The sequence below is a fragment of the Vibrio sp. 1159 genome, assembly GCF_033340395.1.
Lineage (GTDB): Bacteria > Pseudomonadota > Gammaproteobacteria > Enterobacterales > Vibrionaceae > Vibrio > Vibrio alginolyticus.
Genome location: NZ_JAWOWL010000048.1, coordinates 1 through 16,251, shown reverse-complemented (window position 1 = coordinate 16,251; position 16,251 = coordinate 1). Strand labels below are relative to the sequence as shown.

Annotated in this window: 14 protein-coding genes; 9 read left to right on the top strand and 5 right to left on the bottom strand. The window is 46.4% G+C overall.

What is annotated here, in order from left to right; genetic code table 11:
- Window positions 1-57 precede the first annotated feature (57 nt).
- Entirely contained in the window at window positions 58-855 is a 798-nt protein-coding gene (locus tag R7127_RS24030; protein WP_005382915.1) for an AraC family transcriptional regulator, read from the bottom strand.
- Between the two features lie 71 nt (window positions 856-926).
- Window positions 927-1,844 (bottom strand): EamA family transporter RarD, encoded by a 918-nt coding sequence (rarD, locus tag R7127_RS24025; protein WP_005378774.1) that lies wholly within the window; start codon window positions 1,842-1,844, stop codon window positions 927-929.
- Between the two features lie 178 nt (window positions 1,845-2,022).
- Here rarD and recQ point away from each other — a divergent pair, with 178 nt between their 5' ends.
- The 3 genes from recQ (at window position 2,023) to R7127_RS24010 (ending at window position 5,081) form a co-directional block, all read left to right on the top strand.
- Window positions 2,023-3,858: an ATP-dependent DNA helicase RecQ gene (gene recQ / locus R7127_RS24020; protein WP_005451195.1), complete on the top strand. Its 1,836-nt coding sequence runs from the start codon at window positions 2,023-2,025 to the stop codon at window positions 3,856-3,858.
- 9 nt (window positions 3,859-3,867) lie between these two features.
- A complete protein-coding gene (locus R7127_RS24015; protein ID WP_017633801.1) occupies window positions 3,868-4,173 on the top strand; it encodes a DUF3630 family protein in 306 nt (101 codons plus the stop codon).
- A gap of 233 nt (window positions 4,174-4,406) precedes the next feature.
- Window positions 4,407-5,081 carry a 7-cyano-7-deazaguanine/7-aminomethyl-7-deazaguanine transporter gene (locus R7127_RS24010; protein WP_005378770.1) on the top strand — a complete coding sequence of 225 codons (675 nt, stop codon included), beginning with the start codon at window positions 4,407-4,409 and terminating at the stop codon, window positions 5,079-5,081.
- Window positions 5,082-5,303: 222 nt separating this feature from the next.
- On the opposite strand, the gene R7127_RS24005 is transcribed toward R7127_RS24010, so the two are convergent.
- The 3 genes from R7127_RS24005 to rhlB all read right to left on the bottom strand — a co-directional run bounded on the left by R7127_RS24005 (window position 5,304) and on the right by rhlB (window position 9,953).
- A complete protein-coding gene (locus tag R7127_RS24005; protein WP_318142822.1) occupies window positions 5,304-6,947 on the bottom strand; it encodes a sugar nucleotide-binding protein in 1,644 nt (547 codons plus the stop codon).
- Window positions 6,948-7,119: 172 nt separating this feature from the next.
- The gene (gene gppA, locus R7127_RS24000) at window positions 7,120-8,613 is read right to left on the bottom strand and encodes a guanosine-5'-triphosphate,3'-diphosphate diphosphatase (protein WP_005382885.1); all 1,494 of its coding nucleotides are present in this window, start codon (window positions 8,611-8,613) and stop codon (window positions 7,120-7,122) included.
- A 20-nt stretch (window positions 8,614-8,633) separates the two neighbouring features.
- Window positions 8,634-9,953 carry an ATP-dependent RNA helicase RhlB gene (gene rhlB / locus R7127_RS23995; protein ID WP_005378764.1) on the bottom strand — a complete coding sequence of 440 codons (1,320 nt, stop codon included), beginning with the start codon at window positions 9,951-9,953 and terminating at the stop codon, window positions 8,634-8,636.
- A 111-nt stretch (window positions 9,954-10,064) separates the two neighbouring features.
- Here rhlB and trxA point away from each other — a divergent pair, with 111 nt between their 5' ends.
- The 6 genes from trxA (at window position 10,065) to fre (ending at window position 15,884) form a co-directional block, all read left to right on the top strand.
- Complete coding sequence (gene trxA, locus R7127_RS23990; protein ID WP_004745500.1) at window positions 10,065-10,391, top strand: thioredoxin TrxA; 327 nt, start codon at window positions 10,065-10,067, stop codon at window positions 10,389-10,391.
- A 196-nt stretch (window positions 10,392-10,587) separates the two neighbouring features.
- The gene (rho, locus tag R7127_RS23985; protein ID WP_005378757.1) at window positions 10,588-11,847 is read left to right on the top strand and encodes a transcription termination factor Rho; all 1,260 of its coding nucleotides are present in this window, start codon (window positions 10,588-10,590) and stop codon (window positions 11,845-11,847) included.
- 105 nt (window positions 11,848-11,952) lie between these two features.
- Window positions 11,953-12,945, top strand: a complete 993-nt coding sequence (locus tag R7127_RS23980) for a hypothetical protein (RefSeq protein ID WP_318148598.1) — start codon at window positions 11,953-11,955, stop codon at window positions 12,943-12,945.
- 91 nt (window positions 12,946-13,036) lie between these two features.
- Window positions 13,037-14,890, top strand: coding sequence for a 4-hydroxy-3-polyprenylbenzoate decarboxylase (ubiD, locus tag R7127_RS23975; protein WP_033907314.1), 1,854 nt, complete (start codon window positions 13,037-13,039; stop codon window positions 14,888-14,890).
- The gene (locus tag R7127_RS23970; protein WP_009696789.1) at window positions 14,887-15,156 is read left to right on the top strand and encodes a 2Fe-2S iron-sulfur cluster-binding protein; all 270 of its coding nucleotides are present in this window, start codon (window positions 14,887-14,889) and stop codon (window positions 15,154-15,156) included. Before ubiD ends, R7127_RS23970 begins: the two co-directional genes overlap by 4 nt.
- Before the next feature lie 14 nt (window positions 15,157-15,170).
- Window positions 15,171-15,884: an NAD(P)H-flavin reductase gene (gene fre, locus R7127_RS23965; protein WP_033907312.1), complete on the top strand. Its 714-nt coding sequence runs from the start codon at window positions 15,171-15,173 to the stop codon at window positions 15,882-15,884.
- The last annotated feature ends 367 nt before the right edge of the window (window positions 15,885-16,251 follow it).

Genomic DNA, 16,251 nt, shown 5'->3' with positions numbered 1-16,251 from the left:
CGTGGTAAGTCACCTGTGGCGCTTGTAAAAAACTGACAGCTTTCTCGGTAAATGAAATTAACGAGCCACTTGAGAAGGGGAAACGCCGTAGGTCTGTTTAAACGCTTTGCTGAAATGCGCTTGATCATAGAAACCGATTTGATGAGCGACGTCGGTACCACATTGACCAGCTTGCAGTAACTTCATGCCTTGTTCAAGGCGCAGGCGTGCGAACCATGCATAAGGCGTCATGCCAGTTTGCGCTTTAAAGTGGCGCTGGAACTGAGTTGGGCTCAGTTGGCACAGCTCTGAAAGTGAATCCAAACGCACCGCTTGGTCAAGGTTAGCCATTAGATAATCTTTTAACGTCCCAAGCGATTGGTTTCCTAGCGGCACCACTTTTTGTCGCTCAAGCGATCCGTAGCGATCAAAAAGTTGGTTAAATCCTTCAAAAGGAAGGCAATCTTTGGTGAGTTGGCTGAGGTTTTCACGACGAAGCAGCCCGTGTAAGTTACTAAGTTGTGAAAATATCTGCGGATCCGAGATGATCAGTTCGTTGAAGTGTATTATTTGACCGTTTTGCTTAAGATCAGCCAGATCGCTCAATAGATGAGGTTCGATCGCAAACACATTTACTTCGTAGCCACTCTCGAGCTTAGATTGCCCGTCGTGCAGCTCATCCGGCGGCATAATCACAATTTGCCCGTGACCAACTTGGTGGCTGTTACCTTGGTATTGGAACTTCTGCGCACCATGCGTGATCAGGCCGAGATGAAAATCTAGATGGTAATGCCTTTGAAAAGCAAATTTCTGGTATTTCGCCTCTATTAGACTCAAGTTGTCATGGTCGGTTGCGTAGTACTGAATATGTTCCATTAAATAAAAAAGCTTGGTCACATTATGACCAAGCTTATCTGGCAATTTCTAACTTGTCTTGTAAAAAACGATCACTGTGGCTGAACGATTCGGCGTGAGCGACGGTTATTACGTAATCCATCAAAGCTAAACACGACTAGTGCTCCCCAAATAAAGACGAAAGTGATCGCTTTATCCATGGTAAAGGGTTCGCCATACATCAATACTGCAAGTAAAAACATTAAGCTTGGGCCTATATATTGGAAAAAGCCCAAAGTCGATAATTTGAGTCTTGTTGCTGCACCCGTAAAGCACAGCAGTGGCAGGGTTGTTATAACCCCAGCCGCGATCAACAAACTATTTAACGTAAGTGGATTCGTAAGCATATTTGAGGTTGGTGTATCGGCAATAAAAAGCAAATAAACAGCGGCCACTGGCAGTAGAAGTAATGTCTCGATAAACAAGCCAGTTTTTGCATCGACACTGACTTTCTTTCTTAATAAGCCATAAAAGCCGAAGCTCATTGCTAACGCCATCGCAACAACAGGTACGGAGCCAAATACAATCAGTTGAACGAGTACGCCACAACCTGCCAATACAACCGCGAACCACTGTAATTTACGCAGTCGCTCACCAAGGAAGACCATCCCGAGTAAGACGTTGATCAGTGGGTTAATGTAATAACCTAAGCTGGCGTCGAGCATATGATTCGAGTTTACCGCCCAAATGAAAATCAACCAATTACCGCCAATTAGCATGGAACTTGCGATCAGGTAAGCGATTTTCGTTTTGTCTTTCGCGATGTGGTAAGCCGAGCGCCAGTGACGGCCAAAATGGAGGAGTGCAGCAAGCAAAAAGAAAGACCATATCACTCGGTGGCTTAGAATTTCCAAAGGAGATACTTGTGCGATGGACTTAAAGTACATCGGCGCAATGCCCCACATGGTATACGCACCAATCGCTAGCAAGATACCTTGCCGCGCGCGTTGTTGTTCGTCTTCTGGTGTCATGAAGTGTCACCTAATTGTGTGTTTTATAGAGCAGAAAATCAGTATACGAGTCGTGATGCGAAACACCTAACAATTTGCGGTTTTATTCACCATGAAACCCCATTACAATGTGCCCTCACTTTGTGTGCCAGTGGTATGCATAAGCACCTCTTTTTTAAGACCCAATCTGAGACTTTTCATGACCTCGACCTTGTTAGCCGAACAATCTGATTCGCCTGTAACGCCTCAACGTGTGTTGGAGGATGTGTTTGGTTACCAAGAGTTCCGTGATGGTCAGCAGTTGGTGATTGATGCTGCGGTAGAAGGTCGCGACAGCTTAGTTATCCTGCCTACTGGTGGCGGTAAGTCGCTGTGTTATCAAATCCCTGCTTTGGTTCGCTCTGGTATTACTTTGGTGATTTCTCCGCTTATTTCGCTGATGAAAGACCAAGTGGACCAGCTTAAAGCCAACGGTGTAGCGGCTGAATGCATTAACTCGACCATGCCTCGTGAAGAACTGCTCAGCGTGTATAACCGCATGCACACTGGTCATCTTAAGTTGGTGTACGTCTCGCCAGAACGCGTATTGATGCGTGATTTCATTGAGCGCTTGGAAAACTTGCCGCTATCGATGATTGCCGTCGATGAAGCGCACTGTATTTCCCAGTGGGGACACGACTTCCGTCCAGAATATGCCGCGCTTGGTCAGCTTAAGCAGCAGTTTTCCCATGTGCCATTTATGGCGCTGACGGCGACCGCAGATGACGCAACGCGCCGAGATATTCTTGAACGCCTGCAACTGAATAATCCAGAGGTTTACCTAGGCAGCTTCGACCGTCCCAACATTCGCTACAACTTAGTTGAGAAGCACAAGCCGGTTTCGCAAATCGTTCGTTATCTTGAAACCCAAAAGGGTAACTGCGGCATCATCTATTGTGGTAGCCGTAAGAAAGTTGAGATGGTGACCGAGAAGCTGTGCAACAACCACATTCGTGCTGCTGGTTATCACGCCGGTATGGACGCTGATGAGCGCGCTTACGTTCAAGAAGCTTTCCAACGTGATGACATCCAAATTGTAGTGGCGACCGTGGCATTCGGTATGGGCATCAACAAACCAAACGTGCGTTTTGTGGTTCACTTTGATATCCCGCGCAACATCGAGTCTTACTATCAGGAAACGGGTCGTGCAGGGCGTGATGGTCTACCTGCCGAAGCGATGATGTTGTATGACCCAGCGGACATCAGTTGGCTGCGTCGTATGTTGGATGAGAAAGACGATGGTCCACAGAAGCAGGTGGAAACCCACAAACTGAATGCGATGAGTGCCTTTGCTGAGGCGCAAACTTGTCGTCGTCAGGTGCTATTAAATTACTTTGGTGAGTATCGTGAGAAGCCATGTGGCAACTGTGATATTTGCTTAGATCCACCGAAACACTTTGATGCCACGGAAGAAGCGCGTAAGGCGTTGTCTTGTGTGTACCGAGTGAATCAGAGCTTTGGTATGGGCTACGTGGTGGAAGTGCTACGTGGCATGCAAAACATTCGTGTACGTGAAAACGGCCACGATAAGATTTCTACCTACGCGATAGGGCGCGACCACAGCCACGATTACTGGGTGAGTATCTTCCGTCAGTTAATCCACAAAGGGCTGTTGTTTCAAAACATCACGCGTAACTCAACGCTGCAATTAACCGAAGAGGCACGTCCGCTTTTGCGTGGCGATGTGACCCTAGAGTTAGCGGTTCCACGTTTAGACACCGCAGCACGTGCGGCTAAATCAGATAAACTGACCAGCAAGAACTACGACAAAAAGCTGTTTGCTAAGTTACGTAAGCTGCGTAAGTCGATTGCTGATGAAGATGGTTTGCCACCATACGTGGTCTTCAGTGACGCAACTTTGATTGATATGGCGGAAATTCTGCCAACGTCTTACGGCGAAATGCTGGCAGTCAGCGGTGTTGGTCAGCGCAAACTAGAGAAGTACGCCGACCCATTCCTCGATTTGATTCAAGAACACATTACTCACCACGGATAAGGAACCAAGATGCAAAAGGAATTTGGCTTAGCGGACTACATGGCACAAGAAGGGCGCTTAATCATTACCGCGCCGAGCTTTGACCTTGATAGCTTTCCTGCTTTAGGTGAGCGTTTAGTTAGTTTGCTTTCTGCTACTGTGGTGGAAAAGCAGTGGGATGCGGACATTCACTCTTGGCTGATCGACTTTGAAGGTTGCCGACTGTTTATGAAAGCAGAGCATTACAGCGAAGCGATTTGGTTTGAAGCGTTAGCGATTGAAGAGAGCAGGGAAGAGTTGGATTATCTCGCAGGATTGTTTCAACGCGGCTTCTAAAAATAGAACTTTCTTGAAAGGGTGTTTCACATGAAACACCCTTTTTTATGCTCAAACGTTTGCGTAAAACAGACGACTTGCGGCGAAAAGTGGTTAATGTATAATCGCCCACCGCTTCGCTCAGAAAGAGCCAAGCCAGTTTATTTTTCATTTTACATTGTTGGTAAGAGCCACTTTATTCAGTGACTCGATTTGGGTTCCCTCACCCCCAAACCAAACTAAAAAGGTATCGCATGAGTAACTTTACCCCTGCGCAGCAGCGCAACGCCCTTATCTATCTGGTTCTATTCCACCTAGTCATTATTGCATCTAGCAATTACCTAGTTCAGCTACCGTTTACTATTTTCGGTTTCCATACCACTTGGGGCGCATTCACTTTCCCATTTATATTCCTAGCGACTGACTTAACTGTGCGTATTTTCGGTGCTCAGTTGGCGCGTAAGATCATCTTCTTAGTGATGTTGCCTGCTTTGGCAGTGTCTTACTTCTTATCGGTGGTGTTCTTCGAAGGTCAATTCCAAGGTTTTGGTCACCTAGGGGAATTTAACTTATTCGTTGCTCGTATCGCGATTGCTAGCTTCATGGCGTACCTACTTGGTCAGATCATGGATGTGCACGTGTTCAACCGCCTACGTCAAATGAAGCAATGGTGGGTGGCACCAACGTGTTCAACGCTTTTCGGTAATGCACTTGATACCATCGCTTTCTTCGCCATTGCGTTCTATCAAAGCCCAGATCCATTTATGGCAGAGCATTGGACGGAAATCGCGCTGGTGGATTACGGCTTCAAACTGATTATCAGTCTTGGTTTGTTCGTTCCGATGTACGGCGTATTACTGAATTACCTAATTAAGAAGCTGACTGCGGTGAACCCTGACTTTAAGGTGACGACAAGCGTTCAGTCTTAATATCAGTGGGAACCCCGAAAGCCGCTTGCTTAAATCAAGCGGCTTTTTTGTACCTGCTTACTGGGATTTAGAGGGTTTTGTACAGCGTGGGGAGCAATTAGATCATGGGTGTCCAAAAGCTCCCTGAGCTGTACGAAGGTAAAAATGAGCAGTAAAAAAGGTCCCGAGTGAGACCTTTTAATCGAAGGTACGGCACGTAGAGGAAGCTCGCTGGTGAAATGGCTAACAGAGCATCTTCTCAATCAAAATGGCTTTTTGCGCATCGAAGGCGCCAAGTTGCAGGCCGTTATCCCAGCTGATGCTTTGATTGAACATCGCCAACATCAAACCGACACTGCGTTGATTGGCGTCCTGCCAGCAATCAGACTCGCTGTACTCTCCATCATTTATCGCGTTGCCATTAACGAGAATGGGCTCGAAACGCCATTTTTCGCCGACACGATAGTAGCCTTTGCTGGTTAAAGTCTGGTTGGATTGAATCGTTAGATTGTGCTCGATGCCCGGCTCACCTGTTAATTCAAATACAAATCTTAGCTGGTGGTCGCCACATTGCAGCTCAACGATCAGTTGGCCGTTTTTCTCAGTCAGTGTCGACTGAGAGTAGTCTCCAAAGCAGTGCAGCAACCAGGAGATAGGGTGGCTAGCTGTTTCAAGAAACCACTCTTTGAGTGTGAAGGTGCCCGGTAGGTTAACCTGGGTGACTAGATTGACCACACAAGGTTGGGTTTGCGAAGTGAGCCACTCCTCTATTGTCTTGGCGGTATTTAGCTGAGCAAAGGCGTAATTAACCAATAGGTTGGCGTTCGGTTGCTGCCAGTGAGTGATGTCGGAATTCAATCCCAACAATGGCTTTTCACAGATAAGCTTGGTTGAACCTAACGTCTTTATGATCTCTGCATGAGTATGCGCAGGTGTCGCGATGGTCACGACATCAAGTAGTTTGAGTGCGCTGATGTTCGTTTCTGCCTTTGGGATTGCTTCTTCACTGCACGCTTGCTGAAGCGGTTCTATTTGGTTGGCGCATAACGTTGTGACCGATACACCATTGTTTCGGTAGTGGGGAATGTGCGTGCGTCCCCAGTTGATTCCTATGATGCCGGCTTGCTGGATTTGCTCTGGCTTGTTGAAACGTTCACTCAATGGCGGCAAGGCAATTCGTTCATCGGTTAGACGTTGGTCATGGTGATAGTCATTGCTTGGCAGCACTTGCCATGGTTTGTTGTAATGCTGTTTGAGTGCACAAACGAGTTCGTAGAAATTCCACTTATCTTTTAAGTTGCTATCAAGGTGATATAAACCGGCTTCGTTCCGCTCAATAAGCTGCAAAAAGGCGAGTGCAGTATCGTCCATATGAGAAGTCGCAGGATACCAAGCCGTGCTAGCGGTAATAACGCCGTTCTCTTCATATTGGCGGTCGAGATGCGCCAACATGTTATTGCCTTCTGCTTGGTGATGGAGCTGCCAACCGATTCGAGCAACCATCGCATCTGGATTTGCTTGCCAGATTGCATCTTCACAACGAACTTTGTATTTGCCGTAATCATCTTGGGTGTTTCTTTCTTCAAAGATGCCATAAGGCCCGTTTTTTGTGGCATCAAATACCATTGCTGTGCTGACAAAGAGGTAAGGAATATTGTGGCGTTTGCATTGCTCACCAAGCCACGCTGCCCACTCTTCACTTCCCATCGCCATATGGCACACCGCATTGATGTGGTGTTGCTGCCAAAATTGTTCACTTTGCTGTGGATCATCTGGTGGGATTTGGTGGTGATTCCATTCCAATGCGTTCCAGCCACGGAGGTGGAACTGATGAGCAACTTTAGGGGCGAGGGTGCCAGTTAAGCCAGTCATTAAAACGGTTTTCATTATGGTGCATCTTGGTTGGCTAAATCGTGCTTATCAATAAAGCATGGCTGTTTTTCGATGTAGAGCGGAGAAGCTGAGATTTTTGCTGGGCAGCACGTTTTGTAGGGGAAGTAGAAGCAAAAAAGCCCAAGCGAACGCCTGGGCTTTAGTATTGTAAGGCAGTGATATTCGCTTATTTTGCTACGATATTTAATGGCCAGCCGATGTCTGTCTGACGGTTGGATTCAATTTCCAACTCAGCCGCAGTCAGTGGGTTTTTCTCTAGCCATTGCGCATCAATGTGTAACGTTAGATTGTCGCCTTCAACCGTTAGAGTCACATTTGGCTCTAGATCAGGATTGCGACGATGGCTGAGTAGAACCGCAAGACGCAACAGTCTCAATACTCGTTTGGCACTTGAGCCTGATAATGCATGCTGCTCAGGTAAAGAAGTGAGCTGTTCGCGATAGCGACGAGCCACTTCACCAATAAAGAACTTCTGCGCGCGCGTGTAACCAGGCAGATCCAAATTCTGCAGCAAGTAAGCACTATGCTCTCCGCCTTTTTTGAAATCGATAGTTAAACCAATTTCATGCAGTTTTGCGGCGGTCTCGAGTAATATCTTGCCCTGAGGCTCTGTAATCCACTCATCGCCCCCAGCTTGCTGTAAAAGCGTGTGTGCCAGAGTAGCGACTTGTTCGCCGTATTGGTGATCGAGCTGATAGCGATTTTGTACGCTAGCGATAGTGCGGGCACGAATGTCTTCTTGACGAAGCTCTTCAACCATCTCATACACTAAGCCTTCGCGTAGTGCGCCGCCAGCCAGTGTCATAGCATCGATTTCAAGCAATTCAAAAACGGCAATCAAAATAGAGAGGCCACTAGGGAACACTAATGCACGCTCAAGTGTTAAGCCTTCAATATCGAGCTCTTCTAAATGGTCGGCCAACATGGCTTGCTTCTGTAGACGCTTGAGTTTGGAGTGAGTGATTACTTCGTCCATGCCTTGCGCCAGCATTATCTCTTGCAATGCCTGAACAGTGCCTGATGCACCAACACACACATCCCAACCAATTTCTGTATAACGTTCTAAAATCGGCTGGATGGTCTGTTTCGCTCCTTCAATTGCCGCGTCAAAGTTACGAGCATTCAATTGGCGATCTTTAAAGAAGTTTTCAAGCCAAGTCACGCAGCCCATTTTTAAGCTGGTCAGTGCTTTGGCTTCGAAACCTTCCCCGATAATCAGTTCGGTACTTGCTCCACCGATATCGACTACAAGGCGACGACCACTACCGCCAGAGGTGTGAGCGACACCTTTATAGATAGTGGCAGCTTCTTCTTCACCAGTAATCACTTCGATAGGCTGGCCTAGAATTTGGTTAGCCTTTTCTAAAAACACATCTACATTGGTCGCGGTACGTAATGTTGCAGTACCGACGATGCGAATGTTTTGTTTAGGAATGTCCTGCAAGCGTTCCGCAAATAGACTTAAGCAGTCCCATCCTCGCTGCATAGCTTCCATACTAAGAGAATTATGTTCATCTAAGCCCGCTGCTAGACGAACTTTGCGCTTAATTTTAGCCATTGTTTGAACGCTGCCATCGATGTGACGCACAACGAGCATGTGAAAACTGTTCGACCCGAGGTCGATGGCGGCATATAGCGGTGATGATCCTGCTTGACTCATAAAACGAACTCAGTTTCCTATTACGATTGTTTTGGTGCCGATTGACGCGGTTGGCGTGGACGACGTCCCTGCGGCTTACGGTTACCAGAACCAGAACGGGTACCGCCAGTATTCGTGCGGCGCTGTTGGTTGCGTGGTGCACGCATACGAATCGGAGCTGGTAGATCTTGAATCAGTGCCGACGAATCGTACTCTGAAACTGGGATTGTATGCTCAATGTATTCTTCGATTGCTGGTAGGTTAACCGCGTACTCTTCACAAGCAAAACTGATCGAATGACCGCTCGCACCAGCGCGACCAGTACGGCCAATACGGTGAACATAATCTTCACAGTCGTCAGGAAGGTCGTAGTTGAAAACGTGCGTTACCTGAGGAATATGCAGACCACGCGCTGCAACGTCAGTTGCAACTAAGATGTCGACATCACCTTTGGTGAATTGCTCAAGAATCTTCTCACGCTTCTTCTGCGGTACATCGCCAGTAAGAAGGCCTACACGGTGTCCATCGGCAGCCAAATGACCCCAAACCGATTCACACTTATGCTTGGTATTGGCAAAAATGATAGCGCGATCTGGCCACTCTTCTTCAATTAGTGTTTGAAGCAGCGCCATTTTGTCTTCATTCGAAGGATAGAAAAGCTCTTCCTGGATACGGTGGCCAGTTTTTTGTTCTGGTTCGACAACGACATGCTCAGGAGTATTCATGTGTTCGAATGCCAGTTCTTGAACGCGGTAAGACAGCGTTGCTGAGAACAGCATGTTCAAACGCTCTTTTGGCTCAGGCATACGACGGAACAAGAAGCGAATGTCTTTAATAAAGCCAAGATCGAACATGCGGTCGGCTTCGTCCAGAACAACAGCTTGAATGTTGTTGAGGTTAAATACGCGCTGTTTGTAGAAATCGATGATACGGCCTGTTGTTCCGATCAGAATATCTACGCCGTCTTGCAGTTTCGCAAGTTGCTTGTCGTAGCTTTCACCACCGTAAGCTAGGGCGGTTTTTAGACCTGTGCTTTCAGTTAATGATTCTGCATCATTGTAAATCTGAATAGCGAGCTCACGTGTAGGCGCCATAATAATTGCGCGTGGCTGTGTAGGCTTACGACCTTCATGTTCCGGAGTCGTCAGAAGGTGGTTGAACGTAGCAGTAAGAAACGCGAGCGTTTTACCAGTACCCGTTTGGGCCTGGCCTGCGATGTCTTGGCCGGTGAGCAGGACCGGCAACGCCAAGGCTTGGATAGGGGTACAAAATTCGAACCCTTTTTTGTCCAATCCTTCAATAACTTGGGGCTTTAAGCCCAAATCGGCGAACTTTTGCTCTGTGATATGCGTCTTTTTCATGGCTATAGAATATCAGCTAAAGCTTGCAATACGAAAGTAAATACATTCCAATAGGGCATCTAATTACTGGTTATCATCCAACCAGTTTCGAAAAACACATTGGAGTGGAAGATGAGTGATAAGATTTTGCAGCTAACTGATGACGGTTTTGAAAACGATGTAATCAACGCTGCAGGCCCGGTTCTAGTGGATTTTTGGGCAGAATGGTGTGGTCCTTGTAAAATGATCGCTCCTATTTTGGACGAAATCGCAGACGAGTACGAAGGCAAACTCACTATCGGTAAACTAAACATCGACCATAACGCAGGTACACCACCTAAGTTTGGTATTCGCGGCATTCCAACGCTATTACTATTTAAAGATGGTAACGTAGCGGCAACGAAAGTAGGTGCTCTGTCTAAAACTCAACTAAAAGAGTTCCTAGACGCAAACTTATAATCACCAAGTGATTACAGATAAAACCGTGCAAAGTTACAATGCACGGTTTTGTTTTTCTAACTCTGGACTAGAATACTAATTAGTGCTAACTTATCGCGCGTTAATTGAACAAATTTCTCTTCTTGGTCGATCCTGAGACCAAATCCATCTTAACTAGAAAACAGATCTTATTTTGACTAAACAAGAATCCACCACCATGAACCTTACCGAACTGAAGAACAGACCTGTGTCTGACCTTGTAAAACTGGGCGAAAGCTTAGGATTAGAGAACCTAGCTCGCTTAAGAAAACAAGACATCATCTTCGCGATTTTAAAAGCGCACGCGAAAGGCGGCGAAGACATCTTTGGCGATGGGGTTCTGGAAATTCTGCAAGACGGCTTTGGTTTCCTACGCAGTGCAGATAGTTCATACCTTGCGGGTCCGGACGATATCTACGTATCACCAAGTCAGATTCGTCGCTTTAACCTACGTACTGGTGACTCTATCGCTGGCAAAATTCGTCCACCAAAAGACGGTGAACGTTACTTTGCCCTTCTAAAAGTCAATACCGTTAACGACGATAAACCAGACAACGCCCGTAACAAGATCCTATTTGAAAACCTTACCCCTCTACATGCGAATGAGCGCATGGTTATGGAGCGTGGTAACGGTTCAACAGAAGACATTACAGCACGTGTTTTAGACTTGGCATCGCCAATCGGTAAAGGTCAACGTGGTCTGATTGTTGCTCCGCCTAAAGCGGGTAAAACAATGCTTCTGCAAAACATCGCGCAAAGCATCGCGTACAACCACCCAGAGTGTGAGTTGATGGTTCTTCTTATCGACGAACGTCCAGAAGAAGTAACCGAGATGCAACGCCTAGTTAAAGGTGAAGTGGTTGCGTCGACTTTCGATGAGCCAGCATCTCGTCACGTACAAGTAGCGGAAATGGTGATCGAGAAGGCAAAACGTCTTGTTGAACATAAGAAAGACGTGGTTATCTTGCTTGACTCTATCACTCGCCTAGCTCGTGCTTACAACACCGTAGTGCCTTCATCAGGTAAAGTACTAACAGGTGGTGTGGATGCAAACGCATTACATCGTCCTAAGCGTTTCTTCGGTGCTGCACGTAACGTAGAAGAAGGCGGCAGCCTAACTATCATCGCAACGGCACTAGTAGATACTGGTTCTAAAATGGATGAAGTTATCTACGAAGAGTTCAAGGGTACAGGTAACATGGAACTGCACTTGAACCGTAAGATTGCTGAGAAGCGTGTATTCCCTGCGATTGACTTTAACCGCTCAGGTACACGTCGTGAAGAGCTACTGACGAAGACTGACGAACTACAGAAGATGTGGATTCTGCGTAAGATCGTTCACCCAATGGGCGAAATCGACGCAATGGAATTCCTAATCGACAAGCTAGCGATGACGAAGACCAACGATGAGTTCTTCGATGCGATGCGTCGTCAATAGTCTCAAATAGTCATTCTGCGAAAAGCCACCGTATATCGGTGGCTTTTTTATTGCTTTCTCCCGATAGAAGTATCAGAATGAAGGAAATGTTATCGGGAGGTTAACATGCAACAAGGAATGTTGTCGTCATTACTCCTGAGCTTGTCACTTATCACTCTACCTGCGACATTATCTGCCAAGGAAATGCATGAGTCTGTAGTAGAACAGTGGCTTCAGGATACTCAAATACATACTAAAGTCTCTGAACTGCTTGATTACGCTGTCAGAGATGAAGTCGACTCGCTTAAATTTGCCCTTGATAGACTTGCTTTGCCTCATCAAGAGGTGGTGCGCTTTCAATTATTGGAAAAGCTTGAAAAGCAAGATGTGATTCTCACGCCTCGAATGGCTCTGTTTGTTGAGTCCCAGATCCGTATGACCCCGACTTATCAAGTGTTAGAGCGAGGTGATGGGTATGAATTTAGTGTACCCGCTTTTAACTTTCCCGTTATTGCGAGTCGCTTGATTAAGCGTTGGAAACAAGACCAAAGTACCTTGGACTTTGTCTTACAAGCTGAACGAAGAGAGCTTAACTTAAAGCAATGGCTTACAGGGCCATCTCAACAAGCTCAAGCGCGTGAAGCGCTTTTGATTCGAGAGTTAGACAGCTTATCACCCAATGCGCTTGCTGCATTAACGGCCCAGTTAACCAAAGCAAATGTGACCAGTTGGTTACCATCGACGGCCGTGATAGTCAGGTTGGCACAAGTTAGTCAGGATGAGGAAGTGTACAACTTACTCTGGCGGATGAAAGCTGATTACAACAGCCAGTCCGAACTTGAGCGTTTAGCTGCGGTTGGAGACGTTTTTTCCATTCAGCAATTGATGAATGCCACAGTTAACCCATCACTCAAGCCAGAAGCTATTAGTCTACTTACAAAATCTAACCCTCTATCTCCGCAAGTAAAGCAGTTTCTAGTTAGAAAAATGGCGTTATCAGAAGAAGCAACCATGGTTGCTCGAGAGCTTGCTCAACAAGGGCATCAAACCTGGTTGGAAGAGTTAGTATCTTCGAACCATCAGATAAAGACTCGGCAGATTGAACAAGTATTAAAGTAATCTGGCTCACATACCCACACAAAATAGGAGGATCTTAGCGTCCTCCTATTTGTTATACTGCGGACAGTTTAATCAGCCAGCATGAAGGCCTATGAGTTTTAAGGATTTACGCGAATTTATCGACCACCTAGAACAGAAAGGTCGACTTAAACGCATCACTCACCCTGTCGATCCCGCTTATGAAATGACAGAAATCAGCGACCGCACCTTGCGTGCTGGTGGACCTGCGCTGTTGTTTGAGAACCCAATCGGCTACGACGTACCTGTTTTGACGAACCTGTTTGGTACACCAGAGCGTGTCGCAATCGGCATGGGACGTGAAGACGTTAAAGAATTAAGAGAAGTCGGTAAGCTGCTGGCTTATTTAAAAGAACCTGAGCCACCAAAAGGCTTCAAAGACGCTTTAGAAAAACTGCCTGTGTTCAAACAAGTATTGAACATGCCGGCTAAGCGTTTACGTAAAGCACCATGCCAAGACATTGTTTGGCAAGGTGATGAAGTCGACTTGGATAAAATTCCGGTAATGAGCTGCTGGGCAGAAGATGTAGCGCCGCTGCTTACTTGGGGCTTAACCGTAACCAAAGGTCCAAATAAGAAACGTCAGAACCTAGGCATTTACCGTCAGCAGAAAATTGCCAAGAACAAAATCATCATGCGTTGGTTAGCCCATCGTGGTGGTGCGCTTGATCTGCGCGATTGGATGGAAACCAACCCAGGTAAACCTTTCCCAGTTTCGGTCGCGTTTGGTGCAGACCCAGCAACCATTCTTGGCGCAGTAACACCAGTGCCAGATACGCTATCGGAATACGCATTTGCAGGTTTGCTACGTGGAAGCAAAACGGAAGTCGTGAAGTCAGTCAGCAACGATTTGGAAGTGCCAGCGAGCGCGGAAATCGTGATGGAAGGCTATATCGACCCGAACGAGTTTGCTGATGAAGGTCCTTACGGTGACCACACTGGCTACTATAACGAAAAAGAAAAGCACCACGTATTTACTATTACGCACATTACTATGCGTAAAGACCCTATTTATCACAGCACCTACACAGGTCGTCCGCCAGATGAACCAGCTGTATTGGGTGTGGCATTAAACGAAGTGTTTGTACCTATTCTGCAAAAGCAATTCCCAGAGATTGAAGACTTCTATCTACCGCCAGAAGGTTGTTCGTACCGAATGGCCGTCGTCACCATGAAGAAGCAGTACCCAGGACATGCCAAGCGCGTAATGATGGGCGTGTGGTCTTTCTTACGTCAATTCATGTATACCAAGTTTGTTATTGTGTGCGATGAATCGGTAAACGCACGAGATTGGAATGATGTCGTGAAAGCCATGTCAGAGCATATGGATCCTGTACGTGATACCTTGATGATAGATAACACGCCAATCGACTCGCTCGACTTTGCTTCACCAGTGGTTGGGCTTGGCTCCAAAATGGGCTTGGATGCGACCATTAAATGGGATGCCGAGCTGGCGACGCGAACCGAGGTCACTGAGCGAGACAGCAAAGCGATTACCGAAGCAGAACTAAATGAGTTGAAACAGCAACGCCCTGAGATTGTTGACGTCTATCTTCCAGTTACAGCAAACAACCAATTTGCTGTCGTGACTATGAAGAAAGACCAAGCTGGTCAATCCCAAGAATTGATGGAACATCTATGGGGCTTCTTTGCTCAGTACACGGATAACAAATTCATCATTTTGTGCGACGATGACGTTAATGCACGAGATTGGAATGACATCATTTGGGCGGTGACAACTCGAATGGACCCAGATAGAGACACGATTCAAGTGCTTGGTAAGACTGAGAGTTCATCCAAATTAGGACTGGATGCGACCAACAAGTTCGAATCTGAAGTCACGCGCGAGTGGGGTACGCCTATCAAAAAAGATCCTAAACTTGTGGCTAAAGTCGATGAGATTTGGGACCAGTTAGGTATTCTATGAGTCATCAAGTCCACCTTCTACCAATGGACGTTACATTCCAAGTAAAAGAAGGGGAGACGGTGTTAGAAGCTGCGCTCAACAACAATATTCGCTTCCCACACCGTTGCCAAGTTGGCGCTTGCGCCATGTGCATGTGTAAAAAGCTAACGGGCGAGGTGAGCTATCACCTCGAACCTATGCTAACCGAAAAAGAGCAACAGCAAGGTTGGATATTCCCTTGCCAAGCCTATACAGAAAGTAATTTAGTGCTTACTTTTGACGAGTAAGCGAGAGGAACACCATGACCATCCAATGTAAAGTAAAGTCTATTCAGCCGTTAGCTTGTAATACTTACCAAATCCTTCTTCATCCAGAATCACCAGTGCCTTTTAAAGCGGGTCAGTACCTAATGGTGGTGATGGGTGAAAAAGACAAACGTCCTTTCTCTATCGCAAGCAGTCCTTGTCGTCATGAAGGTGAACTTGAACTGCACATCGGTGCGGCGGAACACAACGCTTATGCACAAGAAGTTGTCGAAGCAATGCAAGCGGCGCTTGAAACTGATGGTCAGATTGAAATTGATGCGCCACATGGCGATGCTTGGGTTCAAGAAGATAGTGAACGCCCGCTGTTATTGATCGCTGGTGGTACAGGTTTTAGTTACGTACGTTCGATTCTGGATCATTGCGTAGCGCAGAATAAAACCAATCCTATCTATTTATATTGGGGGGCGCGCGATAACTGCCAGCTTTATGCTAAAGACGAACTGGTCGAGATTGCCGACAAGTTTGCCAATGTTCATTTTGTGCCAGTAGTAGAAGAAGCTCCTGCAGACTGGCAAGGTAAAGTTGGTAACGTGCTACAAGCTGTAGCTGAAGATTTCGAAAGCTTAGAAAACTACGATATCTATATTGCAGGTCGTTTTGAAATGGCTGGCGCAGCACGTGAACAGTTCACTCAGAACAAGAAAGCGAAGAGCGAACGTATGTTCGCAGACGCGTACGCATTCATTTAAATACGGCTTTTAAGGCAGAAAAAGAGGGTTTTTTACCCTCTTTTTTGCTTTTTTGATGAAATAGTCATCGAACAGTCATTTTTTTCCATTTTTTTTCAAAAAAGGGTTGCGAACGGATCTGAGTTCCCTATAATGCGCATCCACCGACACGGCAGACGCGATAAGGCTTCAGCAGGGTCGGAGAGGTGAAAGCTTCTACGAAAAATAAAATTGAAAAAAAGTGTTTGACACTCTCAATTATCTCGTTAGAATGCACCTCCGCTTTGAGAGAAAAACTTCTCGCAAAGCAAGCTCTTTAACAATATAGACCTATCAATCTGTGTGGGCACTCGTTGATGATAATCCAATTAGATACCTCGGTATCAAA